This window comes from Bradyrhizobium yuanmingense (assembly GCF_029167105.1).
GTDB classification, from domain to species: domain Bacteria; phylum Pseudomonadota; class Alphaproteobacteria; order Rhizobiales; family Xanthobacteraceae; genus Bradyrhizobium; species Bradyrhizobium yuanmingense_A.
The window spans coordinates 67759-90839 of record NZ_JARFML010000032.1 but is presented as its reverse complement, the minus strand read 5'-3'; the positions used below and the strand labels follow the sequence as shown (position 1 = coordinate 90839).

The window sequence follows — 23081 nt, the reverse complement described above, 5'->3', positions numbered from 1 at the left end:
GCCTCCATCGCGTTCAATATGAGGCGGTGGGCCACGATCACCGCCTGAACTGCCCGCCGAGGGTGGCAATTACAAACTCGGACCGCAATCCACGCGACTGCGGCCCTCTATCCTGACGTCTTCGGCCTCAAAAAGCAGTAGCGCAACAGGCCCCTTGTGGGAGAAGGTGGCGCGAAGCGCCGGATGAGGGGTTCTCTCCGCGCGCACCAATGCGTGTGGAGACATACCCCTCACCCAAGCGAGCTTGCGTTTGCTGTTGACATGCCCTCTCCCGCAAGGGGAGAGGGCGCAGCAACGGGCATCTCGCTCGCTGCGAGATCAGAGATCCCGCTCCCACGTCTCGCCGACCAGATTCTGCCCGAAGCTGTGATGCGGTTCGGTGGCGACGAGCTCGAACCCGGCACTCTTGTAGATCCCGCGTGCGGCGACCAGGATGCTCTGCGTCCACAGTGTCATCTTGCTGTAGCCGCGCTCGCGGGCGCCCTGGATGCATTGCTCCACGAGTGCGCGGCCGACGCCGAGGCCGCGCGCCTTCTTCTCCACCTGCAACAGGCGGAGTTTTGCGATCTCGTCCGTGGTCTTGACCAGGAACACCGAGCCGACCCGCTCGCCGCCGGCCTCGGCGATCCAGCAGTGCTCGCGCGCAGCGTCGTAGTTCCTGATGAATTGCGCGCAGATTTCGGCGACCAGCGCCTCGTAGCTGATGTCCCAATTGTAGTCCGCGGCGTAGGCGGCAGCCTGGCGGGAGACGACCCAGCCCATGTCGCCGACGCGATGGCTGCGCAGGATGAAAGAAGCGGGCGGGCTTCGGCGCTGCTCCAGCACGGCCTCGATGGTCGCCATGGCCTGCGTGAGCCGGGTCGCATCGCCGGGCGAAAGCTGCGCCAGCATCGCGGCGACCTCGTTTTGCGAGCTCAGGTTCAGCTTGGCGAAAGCCTGCCGGCCCTTGGCGGTCAGGCTGAGCCGGTATTGCCTGCGGTCCGCGGGCAGCGGCTTTCGCGTGATCAGCCCCTTTTCGTCGAAACTCTGGACGATGCGGCTGAGATAGCCGGGATCGAGACCGAGCTCGTTTCCGATCTCTTTTGCGGCAAGGTCGTCGCGATGGGCGAGCTCGTAGAGCACCCGCGCCTCGCTGAGCGAGAACGGGCTCTTGCCGAGGTGCTGGTCGAGCACACCGAGCTTGCGGGTGTAGAAGCGGTTGAAGGCCCGGACCGCTGCGACATGGTCGTCGGCAGCCTGTTCGGCCACGGCGCTTGACGGCGAAGCTTTCGACAGCATGGGATCACCTCGATATTTGCCATAGTCAATTAATTGCTTGACGTTGGCAAGTATCTTGGGTCTCAGCCGACCATGACGATGCGGCTGCGCAGCATGGTGCGGGACGACCGGCCGAGCCGCCGCAGCAGCCGCGCCTCGGAATGCCGGGCGTGGGGCGGGTAGCCGCCGATCCGCTCGTAATGGTCACGCGCGATCAGCAGCCCTTGATCGCCGAGCGGACCGACGAGCCTGCGCGCCACCGCCCAGAGGACGTCGCGCACTGCGGTATTTGCGTAGGGCGACCGGGCATAGCGGAACACCGCGGCGCGATCCCGGCCGCTGGTGGCGACGGCCTGGATGAACTGGGTGGTTTCGTCGATCCAGCCGGTCTCCAGCACGGCGCCCGCAGGCAGGAACATCAGCCAGGGCGATCGGGCCTGGCGCGCCCCGGCCGCGAGCGCAGCACCTTGCGAATGCCCCTCGAAGCCGATGAAACGGCAGCCCGCGACGTCGGCAACGCGCTCGATGACACCGTTGCGCGTGCCGTCGACCAGAAGCACTTCCCGGATCACGCCGGCGGCGGCGCCGGGGACCAGCGCGGCGAGGGTCGCAACCGCCGTCTGTTCGACACCTTCGGTCGGAATGATGACGCTCAGCATGATTGAGGCTTCGGGGTCTGCACTTCGGGATAAGCGTAGCGTTGCATGATGTTGTCATAAACCCGTCGCGCTGCCGAGTGCAACTTTCGGAAGGGGCTGCGGCGTGCGATGGTAAACTGCGGCAAGTTCATCGCGGCCATAATGTGTCAGGTGCGGGCTGGTAAAATTGCCGAATGTTTCGGCACAAGCCGATCCTGACGGTATTAACCCGAAGCTTCGTGGCGACGTTTCGTTGCCCGGGAGAAACCTTGCATGAACGCCGATCATCTCGCCGTTGGCACGGCGCCAACATCGCCGAAGCAGGAGGCCGCGCCGACCTTGCGGATCCGGGCGCTGATGCTGGGCGACCGCATCAATGCGTCGGGCCTGGAGATCGGCACGCTGGTGTCCTCGACGCCCGCCGCCTTCCGCGTTCATGCCGGCCTTGCCGTGATCTTTCGCTACGGCGTCGTCGTCCTGATCGGGCTGTTGCCGTCGGAGGAGAAGGTTCTCGTCGACAACCTGAAATCGCGCGTGACCGGAGAGCTCAGCCCGTACGAGGAGGAGATCGCTCAGGCGCAGCTCTGCAACGAGGAAGCCGGCGAGACGATCCAGCCGGGCGGGCCGATCTGTCTCGCCAAGTTCTCCGACGACCGGCTGCTGCTGGTTGCGGACGCGCTCGCCAAGAGCACGTCGCTGGCGCGCGACGAGCGCCGCGTCGCCGCGGTGTTCGACGTGATCGAGCCGTTTGCACGGGAGCTCGCCGAACACGGCCGCACGCCGCAACGGCGCAAGGGCATCCTGCAATTGATCGGTAACGCACTGCTGGTGCAGCAGCGGGTCGCCGGCCGCGTCGCGGTGGCGGAGAAGCCCGACGTGCTCTGGGAGAAGCCCGAGCTCGACCGGCTCTATTCCCGTCTCGAGGACGAGTACGAGCTGAAGGAGCGCCTCGATACGCTCGAGCGCAAGCTCGCCGCAGTGTCGGAGACCGCCAACGCGCTGACCGACATCATCGACACCCAGCGCTCGCTCCGCCTGGAGATTGCCGTCGTGGTGCTGATCCTGATCGAGGTCGCGATGGGGACTTTTCAGCTCCTGACCGGCCGCGGTCACTAAAGCACGATGAGATCAGGTTTGATTGCTACTACGTAAGTGCACACCCTCTCGGCCTGCGGAGAGGGTGTTTCCACAATGGCATAACCCCCTAGATCAGAGCAGCGCAATGGCGCGCGATCATGATCTCTTCGTTGGTGGGAATGACGAAGACCTCGATCATGCTGCCGCTGCCGTTGATGCGCTCGCGCGCGGCATCGTTGCTTGCGGCATCGATGCGCACGCCCATCCAGGCGAGGCGCTCGCCGATCGCACCGCGGATCTCCCTGGCATGTTCGCCGATGCCGCCGGTGAAGATCAGACAGTCCAGGCCGCCGAGCGTGGCCGCCATCATCGCGACCTGCTGCGCCGCACGGAAGGTGAAGAGGTCGATGGCCTCACGCGCCGCAGCCTCGCGGCTCGCCAGCAGCGTGCGCATGTCCGCAGAGATGCCGGAGATACCGACGAGGCCTGACTCGTGATAGAGCAGGTGCTGGACCTCCTCGACCGACATGTTCTCGTGCTGTTGCAGATAGAGCAGCACGCCCGGATCGATCGCACCGCAACGCGTGCCCATCACGAGGCCGTCGAGCGGTGTCATTCCCATCGTGGTGTCGATGCTGCGGCCATCGCGCAAGGCGCAGAGGCTCGCGCCATTGCCGAGATGTGCGATGATTGTGCGCTTGGCGACGAGCTCCGGCGCGATCTCGGCCAGGCGTCCCGCGACATATTCGAACGAGAGGCCGTGAAAGCCGTAGCGCCTGATCCCACGCGCCGCGAATCGCCGGGGAATGGCGAAGCGGCTCGCCGGCGGCGCGAGGCCGTGGTGGAAGGCGGTGTCGAAACACGCGATCTGCGTCAGCCCGGGCCGGATCGCCGCCAACGTGCGCACCGGCGCGAGGCAGCGCGGCTGGTGCAGCGGCGCGAGCGGCGTCAAGGCCTCCAGCTTCGCGATGATGTCGTCCGTCAGGACCACCGGGCCTGAGTAATCCGGCCCGCCGTGAACGATGCGATGGCCGACGGCCCGGAGGCTGCGTCCACCGAACCGGTCCTCGATGAAGGCGAGCACGTCGGCGAACAGATCGCCGCCGGCTGCCTCCGGAGCCTGCTTGCTTGTCTCGAACAGGTCTTCGCCCGCGGGGGCCTTCACCACCAGCCGGGGTTTGGCCTCGTGCTCGTCCAGCAGGCCCTTGCAGAGCAGGGCAGGTTCGGTTGCCGCGACATCGAACAGGCCGAACTTAATGCTCGACGATCCCGAGTTGAGGACGAGGACCGTGTCCGACATCGTTAGTCGCCGGCCTCGGCCGGCGTGTTGCCGCCGGCGCTGTTTTGCCAGACCCAGTCGCGGATCTCAGGCATGTCCTCGCCACGCTCGCGGACATAACGCGAGTGTTCGATCAGTCTGTCGCGGAACTGCTGCTTCACCTGCGCGGCCTTGGTCGCAAGGCCCGGCACGCGTTCGATAGCCTCGATCGCGAGATGGTAGCGATCGAGCTCGTTGAGCACGACCATGTCGAACGGGGTCGTCGTGGTGCCTTCCTCGGCAAAGCCGCGCACATGCATGCCGGCATGGTTGGTGCGGTTATAGGTCAGCCGGTGAATGAGGTAGGGATAGCCGTGATAGGCGAAGATGACGGGCTTGTCGCGCGTGAACAGGCTGTCGAAGTCGCGGTCGGGCAGCCCGTGCGGATGCTGCTCGCTCGGCTGCAGCGTCATGAGGTCGACGACGTTGACGACGCGGATCTTCAAATCCGGCAGCGCCTTGCGCAGGAGGTCGACGGCGGCGAGCGTCTCCAGCGTCGGCACATCGCCGGCACATGCCATGACGACGTCGGGCTCGCCCTTTCCATCCTCCGTTCCCGCCCAGGTCCAGATGCCGATGCCGGCATCGCAGTGGGTGGCGGCGTCCTGCATCGAGAGCCATTGCGGCGCCGGCTGCTTGCCGGCGACGATCACGTTGATGCGGTTATAGGTGCGCAGGCAATGGTCGGCGATCCAGAGCAGCGTGTTGGCATCCGGCGGGAAGTAGATGCGGACGATGTCGGCCTTCTTGTTGGCGACGAGATCGACGAAACCGGGGTCCTGATGGCTGAAGCCGTTGTGATCCTGGCGCCAGACATGCGAGGTCAGGAGATAATTGAGCGAGGCGATCGGACGCCGCCACGGCAGCTCCCGCGTCACCTTCAGCCATTTGGCGTGCTGGTTGAACATGGAATCCACGATGTGGATGAAGGCCTCGTAGCAGGAGAAGAAGCCGTGCCGTCCCGTGAGCAGGTAGCCCTCCAGCCAGCCCTGGCAGAGATGCTCGCTCAGCACCTCCATGACGCGACCGTCCTGGGCGAGGTGCACGTCGTAAGGCTCGGTCGGCTCCATCCAGACGCGTTCGGTGGCTTCGAACACGGCGTCGAGCCGGTTCGATGCCGTCTCGTCCGGGCCCATGATGCGGAAGTTGCGCTCCTTCTCGTTGAGACGGATGGCATCGCGTAGAAATTTGCCGAGCTCGCGTGTCGCTTCCGCAATGACTTCGCCAGGCTGCGGCACGTTCACCGCGAAGCTGCGAAAGTCCGGCAGTTTCAGCTCCTTCTTCAACAGGCCGCCATTGGCGTGCGGGTTGGCACCCATGCGTCTGACACCGTCGGGCGCGAGCGCCTGAAGCTCGGGAATGAGCGCGCCGGTGCCATCGAACAGCTTTTCCGGCTCGTAGCTGCGCATCCAGTCTTCGAGCACCTTGAGATGCTCCGGGTTCTCGCGGCAGCCTGCGACTGGCACTTGATGCGCGCGCCAAAAACCCTCGACCTTCTTGCCGTCGACCTCCTTCGGGCCGGTCCAGCCCTTCGGGCTGCGCAGCACGATCATCGGCCAGCGCGGCCGCTCAACGCTCGTGCGGCCGTCGCGGGCATGCTGCTGGATCGAGCGGATGCTGGCGAATGCGACGTCGAGCGCATCGGCCATGGCTTGGTGCATCAGTTTGGGATCGTCGCCCGTGACGAACAGCGGCTCGTGGCCGAACCCGCGGAAGAGGTCGCGGATCTCCGCGTCCTGCATCCGTCCGAGCACGGTGGGATTGGCGATCTTGTAGCCGTTGAGATGCAGGATCGGCAGCACCGCGCCGTCATGGGCGGGGTTCAGGAACTTGTTGGAGTGCCAGGACGCGGCCAGCGGCCCGGTCTCGGCCTCGCCGTCGCCGACCACGCAGGCGACGATCAAATCCGGATTGTCGAATGCGGCGCCATAGGCGTGCACCAGCGCATAGCCGAGCTCACCGCCTTCGTGGATCGAGCCCGGCGTTTCCGGCGCGGCGTGGCTCGGGATGCCGCCGGGGAAGGAGAATTGCCGAAACAGCTTGCGCAATCCGTCCGCATCGCGCGCAATATCGGGATAGATCTCGCTGTAGCTGCCTTCGAGATAGGTGTTGGCGACCATGCCCGGACCGCCATGGCCGGGACCGCAGACATAGATCACGCTGACATCGAGCGCGCGGATGACGCGGTTGAGATGGGCATAGATGAAGTTCAGCCCGGGCGTCGTGCCCCAATGTCCGAGCAGACGCGGCTTGATGTGCTCGGGCCGCAGCTTCTCGCGCAGCAGCGGATTGTCGAGCAGGTAGATTTGCCCGACCGAGAGGTAGTTGGCGGCGCGCCAATAACGATCGAGCAGATCGAGGTCGCTGCTCGCTTCGGCCGTTTTTTGTTGGATTGTCATGTTCCTGCCGACCTTCACTTCGCGATCGTCACCAACCCGGTTCCGGGGCGATCGATCCTTCGGGCATGAAACGGGATGGTCGTGACGGCCGTGTTGCGTGAGGTCAAAGGCGGGCGCGCGAAGTTTGGGCAGCTCTACTGTGCATGGGGTTGTTTTCACGTTTTTTGTTTGTGTTCTTGATTTGTTCCTGTGCCGTGCTATCTTGGCTGCATGAGTCCAGCATCCTCTCATGCTCTCAAGCACCCGCCGGTCACGGCGCCCTCCGAGCCGGCGGGTGCGCCTTCAGATTTCCCCGAGCTTGGCATCGCGATCGACCGCGCGCGAAGGCGAGGGCGGGGCGCACAATCCAATGCCAGCGGCCGCTACGAGGCCGAGGCGCGCGTCGCTTTCGATGACGGCTGGCAGAGCCTGGACGAGCTGCCGCCGTTCAAGACGAGTGTCGCCATCGACACCTCGCGCAAGGTGATAACCCGCAACGATTCCCCCGACATCGGTTTCGACCGCTCGATCAATCCGTATCGCGGCTGCGAGCACGGCTGCGTCTATTGCTTCGCGCGGCCGACCCACGCCTATCTCGGCCTGTCGCCGGGGCTCGACTTCGAGTCAAAGCTGTTCGTGAAGCCCGAGGCGCCTTCGCTGCTCGAGAAGGAGCTTGCGGCGCCCGGCTACGAGCCGCGGATGATCGCGATCGGCACCAACACCGATCCCTACCAGCCGATCGAGCGCGAGCGCAAAATCATGCGCGGCATTCTGGAAGTGCTGGAGCGCACCTCGCATCCCGTCGGCATCGTCACCAAATCGGCCCTGGTGCTCCGCGACATCGACATTCTGCAGCGGATGGCCAAGCGCAACCTCGCCAAGGTCGCGATCTCCGTGACATCGCTCGATCCGAAGCTGGCGCGCACCATGGAGCCGCGCGCCTCGACACCGCCGAAGCGGCTGGAGGCGCTGAAGACGCTCTCGGAGGCTGGCATTCCCACCACGGTGATGGTCGCGCCCGTGATCCCCGCGCTGAACGATTCCGAGATCGAGCGCATCCTCGATGCCGCCGCCCATGCGGGCGTCAAGGAAGCCGCCTATGTGCTGCTGCGGCTGCCGCTGGAGGTGCGCGATCTCTTCCGCGAATGGCTGATGGCGAACTATCCGGACCGCTATCGCCACGTCTTTACCCTGATCCGCGACATGCGGGGCGGGCGCGACTACGACGCCAAATGGGGCGAGCGGATGAAGGGCACCGGACCGATGGCCTGGACCATCGGCCGCCGCTTCGAGATCGCCTGCGAGAGGCTCGGCCTCAACAAGCGGCGTTCCAAGCTGACCACGGATCACTTTGCGCGGCCGAAGCGGAACGGCGATCAGCTCAGCCTGTTTTGAGCGGACAGGTGCAAGAGGTGTCGCATGCTTAAGGAACTCGCCGCGCCGGTGCCGCGGCTGACGGTCATCACGCTCGGTGTCAACGACATCCGCGCGAGCATCGCCTTCTACGACGCGCTCGGTTTCTCGCGTCGGCTGAAGGCGACCGGCGAGGCGGTTGCGTTCTACGATACCGGCGGTCCGGTGCTCGCCCTTTATCACTGGGATCGGCTCGCGGCGGACGCATCCTTGGAGGACCAGCCGAGGCCCACGACGTTTCGCGGCATGACGCTCGCCTGGAATTGCGCGACCCGCGAGGAGGTCGAGGAGGTGCTGGCCTTCGCCGTCCAGAAGGGGGCCACCTTGCTGAAAGCGGCGCACGCGACCGATTACGGTGGTGGCTATTGCGGCTATTTCGCCGATCCCGATGCACATGTCTGGGAAGTCGTGGTCGCGCCGGGAATCGAGGTGGGCGATGACCGGCGGGTGCATCTGGCGGAGTAGGCGGGCGGCCTGAATAACGGGAATATCCCGGGTTCCGGGTTGCGCCGGCACCGCCGCTTGCGCACGATCCCGTGCATGATTCGGGACCCCTCCGCCAAGACCTCAGCCAAGGCCGCGCCGAAGAAAGCGGCCGCGAAGAAGGCTGCGCCCATCAAGGCGGCAAAGATCTCTGCGGCCGATGTTGCGAAGGTTCCTGCCGGCAGGAAGGGCATCATCGCCGTTGCTCCCCCGAGCTTCCGCCGTGAGCGCGCGCTGATCAAGCGCGGCGTCTGGCCGGTCGCGGGCTGCGACGAGGCCGGCCGCGGCCCGCTCGCAGGTCCCGTAGTGGCCGCCGCGGTGATTCTCGATCCCGACCGCATTCCGCGCGGCATCGACGATTCCAAGCGCCTGACCGCCGAGGAGCGCGAAAAGCTGTTCGACAAGATCTGCGCCACCGCGCAGGTCTCGGTCGCCGTCGCCTCGCCCGCGCGAATCGACCGCGACAACATCCTGCGCGCCTCGCTGTGGGCGCTGAAGCGCGCCGTGATGGCCCTGCCCGAGGCGCCCAGGCACGTCTTCGTCGACGGCCGCGACCGGCTCGATACCGCATGCGATTGCGAGGCGGTGATCGGCGGCGACGGTATCGTGCTGTCGATCGCCGCGGCCTCCATCGTCGCCAAGGTCACCCGCGACCGGCTGATGTGCGCGCTGGCGCAGGACTGCCCGGGCTACGGTTTCGAGCAGCACAAGGGCTACGCCGTCCCCGAGCATCTCGACGCGCTCGATCGTCTCGGCCCTTCCATCCACCACCGCAGCTTCTTCGCCCCCGTCGCCGCCGCCCGCGCCAAGCACATGCCCTGGACCGTCGAGCCGGTGCAGGACCTGTTCTCTGTGACCGAGGTCGAGGTGCAGGTGGAGGCGAGCGTCGAGATCGACGCTTCCGTAAATCTCTAGCGATCCTCTTACAGCCTTCCCATCCGTCATGGCCGGGCTTGACCCGGCTTCGCCTCGCCGAAGCGGCTTCGGCCGCGCAGGCGGGACAAGCGCGGGCATGACGAGCAGACCGAAGTTGCCACGACGCGCAGCGCCCTTTATCAAAACAGACGTGAGCGAATAGGGCCGGCTGGACGGGTTGGCTGCACCTTCGGACGTTGCATGCGGTTTACCTCCCTGGTCATCGAGCTCATTCGCGCCCGGCCGCGGCTGATCGTTTGGATTGCCGTGCTGCTGCAGGCCGCGATGTGGCTGTTCGTGGCGCTGGTGTTCTACCGCAGCCCGCCCGGCAATCTCGCGACCCTTCTGGCCTTCGGCAGGGAATACCAGGTCGGCACCGATCTCGGCCCGCCGCTTGCCATCTGGCTCGCCGACATCGCCTATCGCGCCGCCGGCGGCCACATGCTCGGCGTCTATGTGCTCGCCCAGCTCTGCGAGATCGCGACCTTCATCGCGCTCTATCATCTTTCCCGTGCCGTCGTTGGCTCGCAGCAGGCGGTGCTCGCCGTGCTCCTGACCATGACGGTGTTGGCCTTCTCCTCCTCGGCGCTGGACTTCGGCCCGCTGATCCTGGCGCGGCCGCTCTGGGCGCTCTTGCTGCTGCACTCCTGGCAGATCATCGGCCAGCGCCGAGGCAATGCCTGGTTCGCCTGGTCGATCGAAGCCGGCCTCCTGCTGCTGACGACGCCCGCCGCGATCTTCCTGTTGTTGCTGATCGTCGTCTTCGCGGTCTCGACCGCCGGCGGGCGCCGGACGCTGCGCGGAGTCGATCCGCTGTTCGCGCTGATCGTCGTCGCCGTGCTGGCGCTGCCCTATGCGGTCTTTCTGATGCGGGCCGAGACGCTGACGCTGCCGGCCTTGCCGCCAGTCGCCGAGCTCGACGCCCGCGCGCTGCATGCGGTCTGGCTGCTCGGCGGGCTCGTGCTCGGGGCGGCTGCGATCCCGGCGCTGACCTTTCTCAACACCGGAATGTTCGCCGGCAAGGGCGAGGAGCCGCCGATCATCTACCGCCCGCCGGTCGCGCCGCTCGCGCGCAACTTCGTCTATTTCTTCGCGTTCGCTCTGCCGCTCGGCGCGGTGCTGATTTCCGGGCTGCTCGGGCTCGATTCCGTGGTCGGCGGCCCCGGCGTCGTGCTGATCATGTCGGGGCTTGCCGTGGTCGTCGCGGCCGGCGATCTCATTGCGATGCGCCGCGCGCGCATGCTGCGCATGGTCTGGGCCGCCGCCGTCGCCGCGCCCGCCGCCGGAGTGGTGCTCGCCGTCCTGTTTCTGCCTTGGACGGGCACTAGCGAAATTGCGACCTCGATGCCGGCGCGCGCGATCTCGGACTTCTTCGACGAGAGCTTCGCCCGCCGCACCAACCATCGCCTGCGCGCCGTCGCCGGCGAGACCCAGCTCGCTAGCCTGATCGCGCTGCATTCCGGCCGGCCACATCTGTTCATCGACGCCGCCCCGGCGCGGACGCCGTGGATGAGCCAGACCAAGTTCAGCGAGACCGGCGGCGTCGTGGTCTGGCGCGCTTCCGATACTGCCGGCACCCCGCCGCCGGAGATCCTCCAGCGCTTCCCGGGCATCGTGCCGGAAGTGCCGCGCGCCTTCGAATGGCTGGTGACCGGCCGCCAGCAGCTGTTGCGCATCGGCTGGGCCATCGTGCGGCCGAAGGGGACGTAGGTAGGTGTCATTCCGGGGCGCGGCGAAGCCGCGAGACCGGAATCCATTCATCCACCAACTCTGCCGCTCGATGGATTCTCAGGTGCGCAATTGCGCACCATGGCTCTCGCTCCGCGAGCCCCGGAATGACGGCGTGGGTGTCGTTACACGGCGCCCTGCGCCAGCACCTTCGCGATCGCCCGCAGATCCTGCCAGGCCAGCCGCTTGTAGGCCGGCGAGCGCAAGAGGTAGGCGGGGTGAAACGTCGGCAGCGCGCGGATCACCCGCTGGCCGGTGTCGTAGTCGAACCAGCGCCCGCGCGTGCGCATGATGCCTTCGCGCGTTCCCAGCAGCGTCTGTGTCGAGGGATTGCCCAGCGTCACCAGCACGTCGGGGTTCACCAGCTCGATCTGGCGCTGGATGAAGGGCAGGCAGATTTGCGTCTCCTGCGGCGTCGGCGTGCGGTTGCCGGGCGGCCGCCAGGGAATGACGTTGGCGATGTAGGAAGTGGTGCGGTTGAGGCCGATGGCTCCGATCATCAGATCCAGCAGCTTGCCGCTGCGCCCGACGAAAGGCAGTCCCTCGATGTCCTCGTCGCGGCCCGGCGCCTCGCCGACGAACATGATGCGCGCCTGCGGGTTGCCGTCGGCAAACACCAGCCGCGTCGCGGTGTGCTTCAACGCGCAGCCATCGAAGTTCTGCATCAGCTCGCGCAGCGCCTCCAGGGTCGGCGCGGTGCGCGCGGCCTCGCGTGCCGAGGCGATGGCGACGTCCGGTGCAGGCGCGGCCTCGCCGCGCATGACCGCGGGCGCGGCGACCGGGCGCGGCGCATCGGCTGGCGGGGCCGCGCGCTGGCTGGGTGGCGGCGCATCGATTTCCGCCAGGCGGTCTATCGGTTCCTCCGCGAGCGCGCAGTCGACACCGGCCTCCAGATAGAAGGCGAGCAGCTCTCGGACGGTGGGTGCGGGTTCGGGGATCATGGAAAGTCTGACTTTTATATCACCTTGGACGGCCTTGCATCCCGGCGGAACGCGATTCCGAGGTTGTCCTACCCGGAAAAATCGGAAACAAGAGGGCGCAAACGACCGAGGACCGTCTCAAGGGCTGAGATCAAATGAGCACCGAAGAACTTCCCCCGCGCGAATCCATGGAATTCGACGTCGTCATCGTTGGCGCCGGCCCGTCGGGTCTGTCGGCCGCGATCCGGCTCAAGCAGCTCAACGCCGAGCTCAACGTCGTCGTGGTGGAGAAGGGCTCCGAGGTTGGTGCGCACATCCTCTCGGGCGCCGTGATCGATCCCGCGGGCCTCGACAAGCTGATCCCGGACTGGCGCGAGGATGCCGACTGCCCGCTGAAGACGCAGGTCAAGGACGACCGCTTCTACTGGATGACCGGTGGCGGCGCGATCAAGCTGCCGAATTTCATGATGCCGCCGCTGATGGACAATCATCACTGCTACATCGGCTCGCTCGGCAATGTCTGCCGCTGGCTGGCGCGCAAGGCCGAGGCGCTTGGCGTCGAGATCTATCCGGGCTTTGCGGCGGCGGAAGTGCTTTACGACGAGGCGGGTAACGTCAAGGGTATCGCCACCGGCGACATGGGCATCGGCCGCGACGGCAAGCCGAAGGATTCCTTCACCCGCGGCATGGAATTGCTCGGCAAGTACACGCTGTTCGCCGAAGGCGCCCGCGGCAGCCTGACCAAGCAGCTGATCAACAAGTTCGCGCTCGACGCCAAGAGCGAGCCGCCGAAATTCGGCATCGGCCTCAAGGAGGTCTGGCAGATCGATCCCGCCAAGCACCAGAAGGGCTTGATCCAGCATTCATTCGGCTGGCCGCTTGACCTCAAGACCGGTGGCGGCTCGTTCCTTTATCACTACGACGACAATCTCGTCGCCGTCGGCTTCGTCGTGCATCTGAACTACGACGATCCCTATCTGTCCCCGTTTGACGAATTCCAGCGCTTCAAGACCCATCCCTCGATCCGCGGCACCTTCGAAGGCGCCAAGCGGCTCGCTTACGGCGCGCGCGCCATCACCGAGGGCGGCTATCAGTCGGTGCCGAAGCTGAGCTTCCCCGGCGGCGCGCTGATCGGCTGCGCGGCCGGCTTCGTCAACGTGCCGCGCATCAAGGGCGTGCACAATGCGATGGGCACCGGCATGTTGGCTGCCGAACACGCTGCGGCCGCGCTCGCCGCCGACCGCGCCAATGACGAGCTCGTCGAATACGAGAACGCCTGGCGCTCCTCATCGGTCGGCAAGGACCTGTTCCTGGTCCGCAACGTCAAGCCATTGTGGTCGAAGTTCGGCACCGTGCTCGGCGTCGCGCTGGGCGGCTTCGACATGTGGTGCAATACGCTGTTCGGCGCCTCACTGTTTGGCACCCAGTCTCACGTCAAGCCTGACCGCGCCACGCTCGATTCGGCCAAGGGCCACGCGCCCAGGAACTACCCGAAGCCCGACGGCAAGATCACGTTCGACAAGCTGTCCTCGGTGTTTTTGTCCAACACCAATCACGAGGAGGACCAGCCGATCCATCTGAAGGTCACCGACATGAACCTTCAGAAGACGTCCGAGCACGACGTCTATGCCGGCCCCTCGAACCGCTATTGCCCGGCTGGCGTCTATGAATGGATCGAGGAGGGCTCCGGCCCGCGCTTCCAGATCAACGCCCAGAACTGCGTCCACTGCAAGACCTGCGACGTGAAGGATCCCAACGGCAACATCACCTGGGTTCCCCCGGAGGGCGGCGGCGGCCCGAACTACGAGGCGATGTGAGGGGCGCATCGCACGGGTGACCAGGCGCACGTTCCCGTGAGGACGAGGCTGCGGCGACCCGCCGCGGCCACGATAAGGCCATAGTGGCGGCGTCTTGGGGCGCTGGCGCGGTTTCAATGGGCGGGTTTGGGCGTGCGGAGGGGATCTTCTCGGGTCCGAATCCTTGCGGCGAAGCGCCAAAAGCGGCATTGTCGGCCTGACGGTTCCGGGCCCGGATGTCACCGGCTGCGTTCGCTTGCGATACGGCCTTCTGCTGCAAACCCAGGCACCACCAACTCAAGGCGAGCCCTGATGTTTTCAAATCGTTTCAACCGCTGGACTGCTGCCGCCATCGCCCTCATGGGCACCGCGATCGCGACGGTCCCCGGCGCGGTCCTGGCGCAGACGCCGGATCATCCGGAGAACACGGCGGCGCAGTTTCCGACGCGAAACGATCTGAAGTCGCTCACCGGCGCCGGCAGCTATCTCGCCGCCCGCCACGCCAGCGTCGAGCGCGACGCGGCCTCGGCCGCCGCATTCTACCGTTCGGCGCTCCGCACCGATCCCAAGAACAATGAACTGCTCGACCGTGCCTTCATCTCGTCGGTCGCCGACGGCGACATCGAGGAGGCGGTCAAGCTCGCCGAGCGCATCCTCACCATCGACAAGACCAACCGCGTCGCCCGTCTCGTCGTCGGCGTGCACGATCTCAAGCTGAAGAAGTACGTCGCGGCGCAGACCAACATCAACCAGTCGATCCGTGGTCCGATCACCGATCTCGTCGCCACGCTGCTGTCGGGCTGGGCCGCCTATGGTGCGGGCGATGCCAAGGGTGGTGTCGCCACCATCGACAAGCTGACAGGTCCGGAATGGTATCCGCTGTTCAAGGATCTCCACACCGGCATGATCCTGGAGCTCTCCGGCAAGGAGAAGGACGCTGGCGCGCGCTTCGAGCGCGCCTACAAGCTCGACGATTCCATGCTGCGCGTGACCGAGGCCTATGCGCGCTGGCTGTCGCGCAACAAGGATTCCGCCGCGGCCACCAATATCTACCTGGCCTTTGACAAGAAGCTGGCACGCCATCCGCTGATCCAGGAAGGCCTGCGCGAGACCAAGGCCGGCAAGAAGATGCCGCCGCTGGTCGATTCCGCGCAGGCTGGCGCCGCCGAAGCGCTCTACGGCATCGGCGCGACGCTGACCCGCCGCGGTGGCGAGGATCTGGCGCTGGTCTATCTCCAGCTCTCGCTCTACCTGCAGCCGACGCATCCGCTGGCACTGCTATCGCTCGCCGATCTCTACGAATCGGTCAAGCGGCCGAAGATGGCGATCAAGGTCTACGAGCGCGTGCCCGCCAACTCGCCGCTCAAGCGCAACGCGCAGATTCAGCTCGCCATCGATCTCGATTCCGCCGACCGCACCGACGAGGCGATCAAGATCCTCAAGGGCGTCACCTCGGAGGATCCCAAGGACCTCGAAGCCATCATGGCGCTCGGCAACATCGAGCGCGGCCGCAAGCGGTTCGGCGATTGTGGCGCGACCTATTCACGAGGCATCGAGGTGCTGCCGCCCGGCAACGACAAGGCCAACAGCGTCTGGTACTATTATCGCGGCATCTGCCAGGAGCGCTCCAAGCAGTGGGCCAAGGCCGAGGCCGACATGAAGAAGGCGCTGGAGCTGCAGCCCGATCAGCCGCACGTCCTCAACTATCTCGGCTATTCCTGGATCGACCAGGGCGTGAATCTCGACGAAGGCATGAAGATGATCAAGCGGGCCGTCGAGCAGCGTCCCGACGACGGCTACATCGTCGATTCCCTCGGCTGGGCCTATTACCGCATCGGCAATTTCGAGGAGGCGGTGAAGAACCTCGAGCGCGCGATCGATCTCAAGCCCGAGGATCCCACCATCAACGACCACCTTGGCGACGCCTATTGGCGCGTCGGCCGAACGCTGGAGGCAAAATTCCAGTGGTCGCATGCGCGCGATCTCAAGCCCGAGCCGGAAGAGCTGCCGAAGATCGAGGCCAAGATCGCCAACGGCCTTCCCGACGACAATTCGAACTCTTCTGCGGCGCAGGCCGAAAAGAAGAAGGACGACGGCAAGGGCGGCTAAGAGAGCGCATGATCCGGAAAAGTGTGTAGCGGTTTTCCGATCAGATCATGCGCAAACAAGTGAGTCTTTGGGGGCTGATCGCCAATGGCGGCGTTGATTGAAGAGGGGCGGGCGAAGGTCAATTTGAGCCTTCGCGTCGTCGGCCGTCGTGCCGATGGTTATCATGATCTCGAAAGCGTGGTCGCGTTTGCCGACTGCGCCGACCGGCTCGCGCTGGAGCCGGGCAACGAGCTGAAGCTGACCACGACCGGGCCGCTGGCTGCTGCTTGCGGTGATACCGCCGACAATCTCGTGCTCAAGGCCGCCAAGCTGCTGGCCGAAGCCGTTCCTGGCGTGAAGCTGGGCGCCTTCGCGCTCGACAAGGTGCTCCCCGTTGCTGCCGGCATCGGCGGCGGTTCGGCGGATGCCGCGGCCGCGCTGCGGCTCCTGGCGCGCCTCAACGATTTGTCGCTCGATGATCCCCGCATTCAGAAGGTCGCGCTCGCAACCGGCGCCGACGTGCCGGTGTGCCTCCTCTCGCGCGCCTGCGACATGACCGGTGTCGGCGAGCAGCTGCTGCCGCTCGCGCTGCCGAGCATGCCTTGCGTCATGGTCAATCCGCGCGTGCCGGTCGCCACCAAGGACGTGTTCCAGGCGCTGGGCCTGCGCAACGGCGAACTCCTGGTCGGCGTCACCGACGTCATCCGCGCGCCGGCCTGGCCGGAGGAGGGCGCCTCGATTTCCGATTGGGTCGAGGTTCTCGAGACCGTCGCCAACGATCTCGAAGCGCCCGCGCTGCGGATCGAGCCTGTGATCGGCGAGGTGCTGGACGCCTTGCGCGATTCCGCCGGCGTCAAGCTCGCCCGCATGTCCGGCTCGGGCGCGACGTGCTTTGCGATCTACGGCGCGCCCGCGGAGGCCCATGCCGCGGCCGAAAAGATCCGCCGCGATCACCCCGGCTGGTGGGTGCATGCGGGCACGTTGAGCTAGTTCTGATCGTCATTGCGAGCGCAGCGACGTGCCGTAGGGCGGGCAAAGCGAAGCGTGCCCACCACTTCAACGTTGCAATCGGATCCTCGTGGGCACGGCGCTGTTGCGCCTTTGCCCACCTACGGCAGCGGAGCTAATCCGCGTCGTCCTCGTCGAGCTCGAGAAATCTCCGGATCTCACCCAACACCTCCTGCGGCTTGTCATGCTGCAGCCAGTGTCCCGCCCCGGCAATGGTCTTAACGCGCGCGTTCTGGAAGTACCGCTCCAGGCCCGCGGCCCTGGCGCCCGCCAGAAAGCTTTCGCCGGCATTGAGCAGCAGCGTCGGGCACGTGATCCGCGACCACAGCTCGATGTGATCGTCGGGCCAGAGCCGGTGTGGCGCGGAGGCGCGCTGGTAGGGATCGAACTTCCAGCTGTAGCTGCCGTCCTCGTTCTGCCGCGCGCCGTGCCTGGCCAGATGCAGCGCGAGGTCGCGGGCAAGGCGCTTGTTGTGAAGCATCATCTGCGCGGCGGCGTCTTCTAGCGTCGCATAGCGGCGCGGGGTCCGGTCGTGCAATCTGTCGAGCTGGCCGACCCATCTGCCGATGCGCTCATGCGCCGGCGGCTTCGGTGTATCGGGCAGCATGGTCACGCCGTCGAGGACGACGAGCCTCGTGACCTGTTCGGGGAATGCACCCGAAAAGATCAGGCTCACCATGCCGCCCATCGAATGGCCGATCAGGGTGACCTGAGACGTGGCTAAGGTGCGAACCAGCTGCGCGAGATCGTACACGTATTCTGTCAGCGCGTAGCTGCCGCCTTTCGTCCAGTCGGAATCGCCGTGACCACGCAGGTCGGGCGCGACGACGCGAAAATGCGGTTGCAGCGAACGCGCGATGTGATCCCAGCTGCGGCAATGATCGCGACCGCCGTGCACCAGGATGGCGACGGGTGCGCCCTCGTTGTCCCAGTCGGCGTAGTGCAGCCGCAGGCCGTGCGATTCATAGAAGCGGCTTTGCGGGGCGCTAGCCATTTGCCGGCCGCCGCGCCAGGGCGAGCGAGAGGCCGAGGCCCGCGATGAAGACGCCGGAGCCCTGCGTGAGGCGACGCATCAGCTGCTGCCGTCCGGTCAGCTGCGCGCGCGTCGCGGAGGCCATCAGCACCACCACGACATCGGCGAGCGTGTTCAGGGCCACGGAGATCGCACCCAGCAGGATGAATTGCAGCGTCGGGCTCGAGTCCGACGGATCGAGAAACTGTGGAATGAAAGCGAGGAAGAATGCCGCGGTCTTCGGATTGAGCGCTTCGACCAGCACGCCGTCGCGAAACGCGCGCTTGTCGCCGATCGGCTCGCTCCCGAACGACAGGTTGTTGCCGGCGCTGCGAAAGGTCTTGATGCCGAGCCAGACCAGATAGAGCGCGCCGACGAATTTCACGGCGGCAAACAGCTCCGCGCTGGCCAGGATGATGGCAGAGATGCCGAGGCTGCCCGCGACCACATGAACCAGTCCGCCCAGCGCCGTGCCCGCGGTCGAGGCAAAGCCGCTGGTACGCCCCTCCGACAAGGTTCGCGCCGCGACGTAAAAAATGCCGGGGCCGGGAATGGCGGCAATGAGGAGAGCTGCGGCCAGGAACAGCCAGATATTGGTTTCGATCATCCCCGTTTTCGTAGCGGAGCGGGCGGCGATTGCAAGGCCTCTCGTTCAGCCCATCCGGCGCAGGATCACGCTGGCATTCACCCCGCCGAAGCCGAACCCGTTGGAGATGGCATGCTGCATCGACATTGGCCGCGCGCTGCCTGCGACGATGTCGATACCGTCCGCGCCGGGATCGGGGTTTTCGAGATTGAGCGTGGGGCGGCGCGATCTGGTCGCGTAACGCGAGCACGGTGAAAACCGCTTCCAGCCCGCCGGCGGCGCCGAGCAGGTGACCTGTGGCCGATTTGGTCGCGCTCACGGCAATGCCGCGGTTGCGGCCGAACAGCGCACCGATGGCGCCGAGCTCGCTTTCGTCGCCGGCCGGTGTCGAGGTCGCATGCGCGTTCAGGTGCTGCACATCCGCGGGCGCAAGCTTGGCCTGCCGAAGCGCGATCTCCATGGCGCGGCGGGCACCATCGCCGTCGGACGGCCCCGAGGTCATGTGATAGGCGTCCGCGGTTGTGCCGTAGCCGACGATCTCTGCGATCGGCGTCGCGCCGCGCGCCTGCGCATGCTCCAGCGCCTCGATCACCAGGATGCCGGCGCCTTCGCCCATGACAAAACCGTCGCGGTTGCGATCGAACGGACGCGAGGCGCGCGCGGGCTCCTCGTTGAAGCCGCTCGATAGTGCCCGCGCCGCCGCAAAGCCGCCGAGGCTGACGATGTCGATGCAGGCTTCCGCGCCGCCGCAGATCGCAACGTTCGCTTCGCCTGACCGGATCATGCGCGCGGCATCCGTCTCCGCGGCGGGCTTCTGGATCGCTTCGCTACGCTCGCTATGACGGGTGGAGGGAGCGCGCAAAGCGTGAGCGTCAGTCGCCTAATGCGACCGTGCCAAGCAGAACGCCACGACCTGCTCCAGCGCGCTCTTCATCGGCGAGGGCGGGAACAGCGCCAGTGCATCCACGGCCATGGCGCCGTAGTGCTGGGCACGAATCAGCGTGTCCTCCAGCGCGCGATGCTTGTTCATCAGGCCGATGGCGTGATCGAGATCGGAATCGCCGATCTCGCCGCGCTCGAGCGCCCGGATCCAGAAGGCGCGCTCGGTGTCGTTGCCGCGGCGGAAGGCGAGCACGACGGGCAGCGTGATCTTGCCTTCGCGGAAATCGTCGCCGGTGTTCTTGCCGAGCTTGGCGCTCTTGCCGCCATAGTCGAGCACGTCGTCGACGAGCTGGAAGGCGATGCCGAGATTCATGCCGACCGAGCGGCAGGCGGTCTGCTCCGCCTTCGGGCGGTTCGCGATCACGGGGCCGACCTCGCAGGCGGCGGCGAACAATTCGGCGGTCTTGCCGCGGATCACGGCGAGATATTCGTCCTCGGTGGTCGCGGTGTTCTTGGCGGCGGCGAGCTGCATCACCTCTCCCTCGGCGATGGTGGCGGCCGCCGCGGAGAGGATGTCGAGCGCGCGCAGCGAGCCGACCTCGACCATCATGCGGAAGGCCTGGCCGAGCAGGAAGTCGCCGACCAGCACGCTTGCCTCGTTGCCCCAGAGCATGCGCGCCGACAGCTTGCCGCGGCGCATCTCGCTCTCGTCGACCACGTCGTCATGGAGCAGGGTGGCGGTGTGCATGAACTCGACGCTGGCAGCCAGCTTGATGTGGCCGTCGCCGCTGTAGCCGGCGAGGTTGGCCATGGCGAGCGTCAGCATCGGGCGTAGGCGCTTGCCGCCTGAGGAGATCAGGTGGTTGGCCACTTCAGGGATCATGGTCACGTCGGAGCCGGTCCGCGACAGGATCGTGGCATTGACGCGCTCCATATCGGGAGCGACAAGGGCAACCAGCTCTTCGATCGACGCGCCGGGGGTTTCGAAAGGTACGATGACGGCCACGCCGGTCTCCAATATTTGCCCCGGAAGGGCTATTCTGATGGAAATACAATAGAAACTGGCGGCGGATGCGGCAAGGGCCGCGGAACCATTGACATTTGCCGCGTTAGCCACTTTCAGGCAGGAGACCTCCGTTTTGCGTGAACTGGTTCGGACCAACGATATGGTGCTGGTGTCGGCGATTGGCGCACTGCTCGACGGTGCCAACATCCATCATCTGGTGCTGGACCAGAACATGAGCATCATCGAGGGGTCTCTCGGCATTCTGCCGCGGCGGATCCTGGTTCATGAGGACGACGCCGAGGAAGCCAGGGCGCTCCTCACCGAGGCAGGCCTCAGCCACGAACTGCGCGGCGATGATTGAGGCCGCGGATATTACCGAGGACGCGTTTCTCGGCGGGCAGTTGCGCTTGATGCAGAAGCGGTCAGGCCACCGCGCCGGGCACGACGCCGTCCTGCTTGCAGCGGCGACCGACGCCAAGGCGGGTGACCGCGTGGTCGAGCTTGGCGCCGGCGTCGGCACGGCGGGCCTTGCGCTGGCGCGGCGCGTCGAGGGGATCAGGCTGAGCCTCGTCGAGATCGATCCGGAACTGGCGCAGCTTGCGCGGGCGAACGCCGCCGCGAACGCGATTCCCGCCGAGGTCATCGTGCTCGACGTCACCGCCGATGCGCCGGCGTTTGCAGCGAACGGACTTCTGCCCGACAGTTCCGACGCCGTATTGATGAACCCGCCCTTCAACGATCCCGCACGCCATCGCGGCTCGCCGGATCAGGCGCGTCACACCGCGCATGTGGCGAGGGAGGAGACGCTGCATGCGTGGGTGCATGCAGCCCGGCGCATTCTCCGATCGAGCGGCGTGCTGACCCTGATCTGGCGCGCGGACGGACTTGGCGACGTCATGGCAGCGCTGTCACGCGGCTTCGGCAGCCTTGCGATCCTGCCGGTTCATGGCGAAACGGGAAAGCCTGCCATCCGGGTGCTGGTGCGCGCAGTCAAAGGCGGCCGGGCACCGACGCAATTGCTGCCGGGCCTCATGCTCAACGAGGAGTCAAACGTGCCGAAGAAAGAAGTGAAGGATATCCTGGAGGGGAGGGCGGCGTTGCCGCTGGCGAGGCCGTGACGGCTTATTGCGGAAGCGATTCCGTCTGCTGCTCTTGCGGCGACGTAAAGTGAATCGCCGTGAAAAGCGCACCGATCAGCAGCAACAGCAGATAGATCTTCATGGCGTTTCCTTCCGCTGCCTATTGCAGCTTCCCAACGCGGATTCTGCAAAACACGTTCCTGGCACTTTCAATGACACTCGCGTGATAAGAAATGGTTAATCAGAGGTAAGGCCATGGCCGAACAATTGAACGATCGTGAGAGTTCCGGCCTGGCCGACAAGCTCATGCAATATCTGCCGGCGCGCTTTCGTCCCGGCACGGCGGTCGTGCCTGTGGTGCGGCTGTCCGGTGTGATCGGTGCGGTGACGCCGCTGCGTCCGGGCCTGACGCTTGCCGGCGTCGCGCGGGTGCTCGAGCGCGCGTTTTCCCATCGGCACGCCAAGGCCGTGGCGCTGGTGATCAATTCGCCCGGCGGCTCGCCGGTGCAGTCGCGCCAGATCTACTTGCGCATCAAGCAGCTCGCCGCGGAGAAGAAGCTGCCCGTCCTCGTGTTCGTCGAGGATGTTGCGGCCTCCGGCGGCTACATGATCGCCTGCGCGGGCGATGAGATCATCTGCGATCCCTCCTCGATCCTCGGCTCGATCGGCGTAGTCGGCGGCAGTTTCGGTTTCCAGGAGGCGATCAGGCGGCTCGGCATCGAGCGGCGCCTCTACACCTCGGGCGAGCACAAGGCGATGCTCGACCCGTTCTTGCCGGAAAACCCCGATGACGTGGCCCGACTGAAGGCGATCCAGCGCGAGATCCATCAGATCTTCATCGCGCTGGTCAAGCAGAGCCGCGGCGCCCGGCTGAAGGGAGCCGACGACACACTGTTCACGGGCGAATACTGGGCGGGGGAAGGCGCGATCGCGCTGGGGCTCGCCGACAGCATCGGCGATCTCCGCTCAACTCTTCGTTCCCGCTACGGCGAGAAGGTTCTCACCCCCGTGATTGCGCAGCCGACCGGGCTGCTGTCAGGCTTCTTGGGCAGGAAATCGCCCGGCGCGGGGCAGCTTTCGGCTTTGGAATCAATGGCCGGGCTGCCGGACGAGCTGATCTCGGCAGTGGAGACGCGGGCGATCTGGGCGAAATTCGGGTTCTAGGGCTCGCGCTCCCGCGCCATTTCGCCCGGGCGGTGCCGATTGCGGCGCAGGTCCATCTGCGCCAGAATGTCCGTGGGGGCTGAGCATAGACGAGGATCGACCGATGCCGCCGTTCGTCGCTTTCGCGGGCGTGCTGGGCGGGCTTGCCGTGGTCCGCTGGGCCTACAAGACCGCCATCCGGATCAACCAGGAGCTTGAGGAGATGCGCCTGTCGCGCGTCGCCGAAGCCGCCCGCATGGGGGATATCCAGACGCTGAAGCGTGACCCTGTGACCGGAGCTTACCGGCCGGGTTAGGACAAACCTCCACACGCTCGTCATTCCGGGGCTCGCGA

20 protein-coding genes and 1 pseudogene are annotated in these 23081 nt (G+C 66.0%); 12 read left to right on the top strand and 9 right to left on the bottom strand.

Annotated elements, in window-relative coordinates:
- Positions 1 to 318: 318 nt before the first annotated feature.
- Together P0R31_RS31580 and P0R31_RS31575 are read right to left on the bottom strand one after the other, a co-directional pair.
- Positions 319 to 1278: a bifunctional helix-turn-helix transcriptional regulator/GNAT family N-acetyltransferase gene (locus P0R31_RS31580; protein ID WP_275518470.1), complete on the bottom strand. Its 960-nt coding sequence runs from the start codon at positions 1276 to 1278 to the stop codon at positions 319 to 321.
- Positions 1279 to 1340: 62 nt separating this feature from the next.
- Positions 1341 to 1916 (bottom strand): glycosyl transferase, encoded by a 576-nt coding sequence (locus P0R31_RS31575; RefSeq protein ID WP_275518468.1) that lies wholly within the window; start codon positions 1914 to 1916, stop codon positions 1341 to 1343.
- Between the two features lie 252 nt (positions 1917 to 2168).
- On the opposite strand from P0R31_RS31575, the gene P0R31_RS31570 reads away from it, so the two are divergent.
- Positions 2169 to 3011 carry an RMD1 family protein gene (locus tag P0R31_RS31570; RefSeq protein WP_275518467.1) on the top strand — a complete coding sequence of 281 codons (843 nt, stop codon included), beginning with the start codon at positions 2169 to 2171 and terminating at the stop codon, positions 3009 to 3011.
- A gap of 88 nt (positions 3012 to 3099) precedes the next feature.
- Here P0R31_RS31570 and P0R31_RS31565 read toward each other — a convergent pair whose 3' ends face one another.
- Together P0R31_RS31565 and P0R31_RS31560 are read right to left on the bottom strand one after the other, a co-directional pair.
- Positions 3100 to 4272 carry an acetate/propionate family kinase gene (locus P0R31_RS31565; protein WP_275518466.1) on the bottom strand — a complete coding sequence of 391 codons (1173 nt, stop codon included), beginning with the start codon at positions 4270 to 4272 and terminating at the stop codon, positions 3100 to 3102.
- Positions 4273 to 4274: 2 nt separating this feature from the next.
- A complete protein-coding gene (locus P0R31_RS31560) occupies positions 4275 to 6689 on the bottom strand; it encodes a phosphoketolase family protein (protein WP_275518463.1) in 2415 nt (804 codons plus the stop codon).
- A gap of 210 nt (positions 6690 to 6899) precedes the next feature.
- Here P0R31_RS31560 and P0R31_RS31555 point away from each other — a divergent pair, with 210 nt between their 5' ends.
- The 4 genes from P0R31_RS31555 (at position 6900) to P0R31_RS31540 (ending at position 11189) form a co-directional block, all read left to right on the top strand.
- On the top strand, positions 6900 to 8063 hold the full coding sequence (locus P0R31_RS31555) for a PA0069 family radical SAM protein (RefSeq protein WP_275518462.1): 1164 nt from the start codon (positions 6900 to 6902) through the stop codon (positions 8061 to 8063).
- 24 nt (positions 8064 to 8087) lie between these two features.
- Complete coding sequence (locus P0R31_RS31550; protein WP_275518460.1) at positions 8088 to 8546, top strand: VOC family protein; 459 nt, start codon at positions 8088 to 8090, stop codon at positions 8544 to 8546.
- A gap of 75 nt (positions 8547 to 8621) precedes the next feature.
- Positions 8622 to 9479 (top strand): ribonuclease HII, encoded by an 858-nt coding sequence (locus P0R31_RS31545; RefSeq protein ID WP_275518459.1) that lies wholly within the window; start codon positions 8622 to 8624, stop codon positions 9477 to 9479.
- 201 nt (positions 9480 to 9680) lie between these two features.
- Positions 9681 to 11189, top strand: coding sequence for a glycosyltransferase family 39 protein (locus P0R31_RS31540; protein ID WP_275518458.1), 1509 nt, complete (start codon positions 9681 to 9683; stop codon positions 11187 to 11189).
- Between the two features lie 143 nt (positions 11190 to 11332).
- On the opposite strand, the gene P0R31_RS31535 is transcribed toward P0R31_RS31540, so the two are convergent.
- Positions 11333 to 12148 (bottom strand): uracil-DNA glycosylase, encoded by an 816-nt coding sequence (locus tag P0R31_RS31535; protein WP_275518457.1) that lies wholly within the window; start codon positions 12146 to 12148, stop codon positions 11333 to 11335.
- 134 nt (positions 12149 to 12282) lie between these two features.
- Here P0R31_RS31535 and P0R31_RS31530 point away from each other — a divergent pair, with 134 nt between their 5' ends.
- The 3 genes from P0R31_RS31530 (at position 12283) to P0R31_RS31520 (ending at position 17001) form a co-directional block, all read left to right on the top strand.
- A complete protein-coding gene (locus tag P0R31_RS31530) occupies positions 12283 to 13944 on the top strand; it encodes an electron transfer flavoprotein-ubiquinone oxidoreductase (RefSeq protein WP_275518456.1) in 1662 nt (553 codons plus the stop codon).
- A 291-nt stretch (positions 13945 to 14235) separates the two neighbouring features.
- A complete protein-coding gene (locus tag P0R31_RS31525) occupies positions 14236 to 16032 on the top strand; it encodes a tetratricopeptide repeat protein (protein ID WP_275518455.1) in 1797 nt (598 codons plus the stop codon).
- Between the two features lie 84 nt (positions 16033 to 16116).
- Entirely contained in the window at positions 16117 to 17001 is an 885-nt protein-coding gene (locus P0R31_RS31520; protein WP_275518453.1) for a 4-(cytidine 5'-diphospho)-2-C-methyl-D-erythritol kinase, read from the top strand.
- A 133-nt stretch (positions 17002 to 17134) separates the two neighbouring features.
- Here P0R31_RS31520 and P0R31_RS31515 read toward each other — a convergent pair whose 3' ends face one another.
- The 4 genes and pseudogenes from P0R31_RS31515 to P0R31_RS31500 form a co-directional block, all read right to left on the bottom strand.
- Positions 17135 to 18013 (bottom strand): alpha/beta fold hydrolase, encoded by an 879-nt coding sequence (locus P0R31_RS31515; protein ID WP_275518452.1) that lies wholly within the window; start codon positions 18011 to 18013, stop codon positions 17135 to 17137.
- Positions 18006 to 18638 carry a LysE family translocator gene (locus P0R31_RS31510; protein WP_275518450.1) on the bottom strand — a complete coding sequence of 211 codons (633 nt, stop codon included), beginning with the start codon at positions 18636 to 18638 and terminating at the stop codon, positions 18006 to 18008. Before P0R31_RS31510 ends, P0R31_RS31515 begins: the two co-directional genes overlap by 8 nt.
- A gap of 45 nt (positions 18639 to 18683) precedes the next feature.
- Positions 18684 to 19413 (bottom strand): annotated as a pseudogene (locus P0R31_RS31505) (beta-ketoacyl synthase N-terminal-like domain-containing protein); the annotation flags it as partial.
- 84 nt (positions 19414 to 19497) lie between these two features.
- Positions 19498 to 20505 carry a polyprenyl synthetase family protein gene (locus P0R31_RS31500; RefSeq protein WP_271540461.1) on the bottom strand — a complete coding sequence of 336 codons (1008 nt, stop codon included), beginning with the start codon at positions 20503 to 20505 and terminating at the stop codon, positions 19498 to 19500.
- A 133-nt stretch (positions 20506 to 20638) separates the two neighbouring features.
- On the opposite strand from P0R31_RS31500, the gene P0R31_RS31495 reads away from it, so the two are divergent.
- The 4 genes from P0R31_RS31495 to P0R31_RS31480 all read left to right on the top strand — a co-directional run bounded on the left by P0R31_RS31495 (position 20639) and on the right by P0R31_RS31480 (position 23043).
- The gene (locus P0R31_RS31495) at positions 20639 to 20866 is read left to right on the top strand and encodes a DUF2007 domain-containing protein (RefSeq protein ID WP_008562067.1); all 228 of its coding nucleotides are present in this window, start codon (positions 20639 to 20641) and stop codon (positions 20864 to 20866) included.
- On the top strand, positions 20859 to 21623 hold the full coding sequence (locus tag P0R31_RS31490; protein ID WP_275518446.1) for a tRNA1(Val) (adenine(37)-N6)-methyltransferase: 765 nt from the start codon (positions 20859 to 20861) through the stop codon (positions 21621 to 21623). The genes P0R31_RS31495 and P0R31_RS31490 overlap by 8 nt, the downstream gene beginning before the upstream one ends.
- A 216-nt stretch (positions 21624 to 21839) precedes the next feature.
- Positions 21840 to 22748, top strand: coding sequence for a S49 family peptidase (locus P0R31_RS31485; RefSeq protein ID WP_275518444.1), 909 nt, complete (start codon positions 21840 to 21842; stop codon positions 22746 to 22748).
- Between the two features lie 103 nt (positions 22749 to 22851).
- Positions 22852 to 23043 carry a hypothetical protein gene (locus tag P0R31_RS31480; RefSeq protein ID WP_057026308.1) on the top strand — a complete coding sequence of 64 codons (192 nt, stop codon included), beginning with the start codon at positions 22852 to 22854 and terminating at the stop codon, positions 23041 to 23043.
- Positions 23044 to 23081 lie beyond the last annotated feature (38 nt).

What these genes read in the sequence shown, in the direction of transcription:
- P0R31_RS31515 (WP_275518452.1), bottom strand. Translation starts at nt 18,013, where the DNA reads ATGGCTAGCGCCCCGCAAAGCCGCTTCTATGAATCGCACGGCCTGCGG.
- P0R31_RS31520 (WP_275518453.1), top strand. Translation starts at nt 16,117, where the DNA reads ATGGCGGCGTTGATTGAAGAGGGGCGGGCGAAGGTCAATTTGAGCCTT.
- P0R31_RS31525 (WP_275518455.1), top strand. Translation starts at nt 14,236, where the DNA reads ATGTTTTCAAATCGTTTCAACCGCTGGACTGCTGCCGCCATCGCCCTC.
- P0R31_RS31540 (WP_275518458.1), top strand. Translation starts at nt 9,681, where the DNA reads ATGCGGTTTACCTCCCTGGTCATCGAGCTCATTCGCGCCCGGCCGCGG.
- P0R31_RS31530 (WP_275518456.1), top strand. Translation starts at nt 12,283, where the DNA reads ATGAGCACCGAAGAACTTCCCCCGCGCGAATCCATGGAATTCGACGTC.
- P0R31_RS31570 (WP_275518467.1), top strand. Translation starts at nt 2,169, where the DNA reads ATGAACGCCGATCATCTCGCCGTTGGCACGGCGCCAACATCGCCGAAG.
- P0R31_RS31550 (WP_275518460.1), top strand. Translation starts at nt 8,088, where the DNA reads ATGCTTAAGGAACTCGCCGCGCCGGTGCCGCGGCTGACGGTCATCACG.
- P0R31_RS31485 (WP_275518444.1), top strand. Translation starts at nt 21,840, where the DNA reads ATGGCCGAACAATTGAACGATCGTGAGAGTTCCGGCCTGGCCGACAAG.
- P0R31_RS31510 (WP_275518450.1), bottom strand. Translation starts at nt 18,638, where the DNA reads ATGATCGAAACCAATATCTGGCTGTTCCTGGCCGCAGCTCTCCTCATT.
- P0R31_RS31565 (WP_275518466.1), bottom strand. Translation starts at nt 4,272, where the DNA reads ATGTCGGACACGGTCCTCGTCCTCAACTCGGGATCGTCGAGCATTAAG.
- P0R31_RS31575 (WP_275518468.1), bottom strand. Translation starts at nt 1,916, where the DNA reads ATGCTGAGCGTCATCATTCCGACCGAAGGTGTCGAACAGACGGCGGTT.
- P0R31_RS31535 (WP_275518457.1), bottom strand. Translation starts at nt 12,148, where the DNA reads ATGATCCCCGAACCCGCACCCACCGTCCGAGAGCTGCTCGCCTTCTAT.
- P0R31_RS31490 (WP_275518446.1), top strand. Translation starts at nt 20,859, where the DNA reads ATGATTGAGGCCGCGGATATTACCGAGGACGCGTTTCTCGGCGGGCAG.
- P0R31_RS31545 (WP_275518459.1), top strand. Translation starts at nt 8,622, where the DNA reads ATGATTCGGGACCCCTCCGCCAAGACCTCAGCCAAGGCCGCGCCGAAG.
- P0R31_RS31580 (WP_275518470.1), bottom strand. Translation starts at nt 1,278, where the DNA reads ATGCTGTCGAAAGCTTCGCCGTCAAGCGCCGTGGCCGAACAGGCTGCC.
- P0R31_RS31560 (WP_275518463.1), bottom strand. Translation starts at nt 6,689, where the DNA reads ATGACAATCCAACAAAAAACGGCCGAAGCGAGCAGCGACCTCGATCTG.
- P0R31_RS31555 (WP_275518462.1), top strand. Translation starts at nt 6,900, where the DNA reads ATGAGTCCAGCATCCTCTCATGCTCTCAAGCACCCGCCGGTCACGGCG.
- P0R31_RS31480 (WP_057026308.1), top strand. Translation starts at nt 22,852, where the DNA reads ATGCCGCCGTTCGTCGCTTTCGCGGGCGTGCTGGGCGGGCTTGCCGTG.